The sequence below is a fragment of the Coleofasciculus sp. FACHB-712 genome (genome assembly GCF_014695635.1).
Taxonomy (GTDB): Bacteria; Cyanobacteriota; Cyanobacteriia; order Cyanobacteriales; family FACHB-T130; genus FACHB-T130.
Map to the genome: position 1 here is coordinate 1 of NZ_JACJOQ010000308.1, position 3,141 is coordinate 3,141.

Below are 3,141 nucleotides of genomic sequence, written 5' to 3' on the forward strand. Positions count from 1 at the left end.
ACAGATGAAGCGGGGAATCTCCTGTTTGAAGTGACAGAACGCGATCGCGTGTCAGATGCAGACGGCAACGACCCAATTTTAAGCACCCTCGACCGCTCGGATTTTGACCAGCTATGGCTATTTGCATTAGATACTGGCGAAGGTCTGACGGAAAAAGATTGTGCGGGAATCAATGCATTTCGCAAACGCGGTGGTGGTATCCTCACCACCCGCGACCATCAAGATATGGGTTGCTCCATGTACGGTCTGGGCGACATCGGCGCGATCCACTTTTTCAACACCAAAAATCCAGATCCCGACGAATCTCGCTGGTGCATTGACGACCCCTACACAACCTACATTTCCTGGCCTAACTATCATTCTGGGCGCAACGGCGACTATCAAAAAATAACCCCCACTGAACCCATTCACGAACTTTTACGCAATCCCAATTCACCTTCTGGATTGGTTGAATATTTTCCCACTCATCCCCACGAGGGCGCAATCGGAGTTCCCGCAGGCGCAAAGAATGCTCGGGTTATTGCACTGGGCAAAAGCTTAATTACAGGTCGTCCCTTTAATCTGGCTGTTGTTATCGAAAGAGAAAAAGACACTGACGGCAACACCCTAGGGCGTGCAGTTGCTGCATCGAGTTTTCACCATTTTGTCGATTACAACTGGGACATCGAAAAAGGTTGTCCTAGCTTTGTGGATGAGGCTCCCGGCGATGGCATGAACCAAGAGCCACGCGCCCTAGAAGATATCAAGACTTATGTGCGTAATGTTGCTTTGTGGCTTGCGCCCTAATGCGTACAGGAAACTGTACCCGTGTTGCTAATTTTGCTTCTGTACGCTCATCTACCCATGACAAGAAATTAATCAGATTCTGAGCAACTTCCCAAAGAAGCTGCTGAGACTTCATTGATAAATCAGCCCTGAAATTTTTGCAGAACACTCAATAAAAGCAAAAAAGTCTAGAGTAGAAACAGAGGGAGCAGTGGAAGTATAGAAAATCCGATGCAGAAAGTCGCAATTGTCACGGGTGCCAATCGGGGACTGGGTTTTGAAACTTGCCGACAACTCGCAAAGCGAGATATCCAAGTGATTCTGACCAGTCGTGACGAAGCACAGGGGAAAGCAGCCGTTGAGAAATTGCAAGCTGAAGGCTTAGAGGTAGTTTCTCATCCGCTTGATGTCACCAGTGCAGAGAGTATTGAGCATCTTACTCAGTTCATTCGCAATCAATTTGGGCGATTAGATATTCTAGTGAACAATGCTGGAATTGCTAGAGATCCTTTAGGAGATCCAGAGAGTAGTATCTTCAACACCAAGGTTAGTACCATCCACGAAACGATGGAGACGAATTTACACGGCCCATTACTGCTTTGCCAAGCATTAATTCCGCTGATGAAAGAGCATCAGTATGGGCGTGTTGTGAACGTATCATCGGGTGCAGGACAGTTATCCGACATGAACACTGGATTTCCCGCTTATCGAATGTCCAAAACCGCATTAAATGCCCTTACCCGGATTTTTGCAAATGAGTTGGAAGGCACCAATATTTTAGTGAATTCTGTGTGTCCTGGCTGGGTAAGAACCGATATGGGTGGCCCAAATGCTACCCGGTCTGTAGAGCAAGGGGTTGAAACAATTGTGTGGCTGGCTACTCTTCCAGATGATGGCCCCACGAGTGGTTTTTTCCGCGATCGCCAACCCATTGATTGGTAAGCACAATCGCATCCCATTTCTATATCTATTTGCTTTAGGTTAGACAGACGCGAGCAAGTGCGTTCCTACAATTTTTGTAGTCCCACCTTTAAAAGGGATGAGTAGCTTATTTTTATCATCTCTCTAAAGTTAGGTTTTTTGAACTAATGGACTCAAGTACAGGAAGTTGAACAATGTCGGCAAATTGATCTGCAAATTGAGCCTTTTCTATCTCCCTTTTTCGAGCTTCCACTTTAAGGCATTTATTTTGCACAAGATTTTTTTTAAACAACCAATTAGGTTAGATTATGGCTCACTTAAATCAGCGTCACCCTGAAAATATTAGTGGCGATTTTTACGTTGATACGACTTGTATTGATTGCGATACTTGTCGTTGGATGACTCCAGAGGTGTTTTATCGCACCGATGAGCAGTCAGCAGTTTATCATCAGCCAGAAAATGAGGCTGAAAGATTAAAAGCAATGCAGGCTCTTTTGTCTTGTCCTACGGCTTCCATTGGGACTGTGGAGAAGCCAAAAGACGTTAAAGATGCTCAGCACAGTTTTCCGATTTTAGTCGCTGAAAATGTCTATCATTGCGGCTATCATGCAGAAAATTCCTATGGCGCTGCTAGCTATTTAATTGTGCGACCGGAAGGCAATGTGTTAGTTGATTCTCCCCGCTTTACGCCTCCTCTGGTGAAGCGGCTAGAGGAAATGGGAGAGATTCGCTATATGTATCTGACGCACCGAGATGATGTAGCGGATCATCAAAAGTATGCCGAGCATTTTGGGTGTCAGCGAATTCTCCACACCGACGAAATCTCTTCGGGTACTCGCAATGTGGAAATTCAGCTAACTGGCTTAGAGCCAGTACAGTTGGAGCCAGATTTGTTAATTATTCCAGTGCCCGGTCATACAAAAGGTCACACAGTTTTACTGTACAAAAATAAATTTCTGTTCACGGGAGATCATCTGGCTTGGTCGCCAAGTCTAAATCACCTGTATGCCTTCCCCGATGTCTGTTGGTATTCCTGGCCTGAATTGCTTAAATCAATGCGGAAGTTGGCTAATTACTCGTTTGAGTGGGTGTTACCCGGTCACGGACGCCGATACCATGCTGACAATGAGACGATGCGCCAGCAGATGCAACAGTGTATTGCCTGGATGGAAGCGCGTTAAAGTCTTTTTGATTTTCTCAACGCCTCTTGAACAAGGGGGTTAGAAGCACACCGCGTCAGAAGGATAGCGCCTCAATGCGTAACTTGTGACGCCAAAAACTGATATGGCAACGGCATTCCTAAGTGGGGTGCCGTTTTTTTTAGTTGATTTCCTGAAGTTAGCAATTTCGGCTGTCAAAGGTAACGGCTATGTATCCAGAATGACTAGAATCTCATGAGCGACTTCAGCCTGGTAGTTGTCGGACTGTTAACTGCTGGGAAAAACTCAACTTTGC

3 protein-coding genes are annotated in these 3,141 nt (G+C 45.8%); all 3 read left to right on the top strand.

Going from position 1 to position 3,141, the window contains the following annotated elements; translation table 11 throughout:
- The coding region (locus H6F50_RS08060) for a hypothetical protein (RefSeq protein WP_190428198.1) at positions 1–786 on the top strand (786 nt) is incomplete at its 5' end.
- 210 nt (positions 787–996) lie between these two features.
- Entirely contained in the window at positions 997–1,707 is a 711-nt protein-coding gene (locus H6F50_RS08065) for an SDR family oxidoreductase (protein WP_190428200.1), read from the top strand.
- A 287-nt stretch (positions 1,708–1,994) separates the two neighbouring features.
- Positions 1,995–2,867 (top strand): MBL fold metallo-hydrolase, encoded by an 873-nt coding sequence (locus tag H6F50_RS08070; protein WP_190428203.1) that lies wholly within the window; start codon positions 1,995–1,997, stop codon positions 2,865–2,867.
- The last annotated feature ends 274 nt before the right edge of the window (positions 2,868–3,141 follow it).

Coding starts and splice junctions, on each gene's coding strand:
- H6F50_RS08065 (WP_190428200.1), top strand. CDS start 997: ATGCAGAAAGTCGCAATTGTCACGGGTGCCAATCGGGGACTGGGTTTT.
- H6F50_RS08070 (WP_190428203.1), top strand. CDS start 1,995: ATGGCTCACTTAAATCAGCGTCACCCTGAAAATATTAGTGGCGATTTT.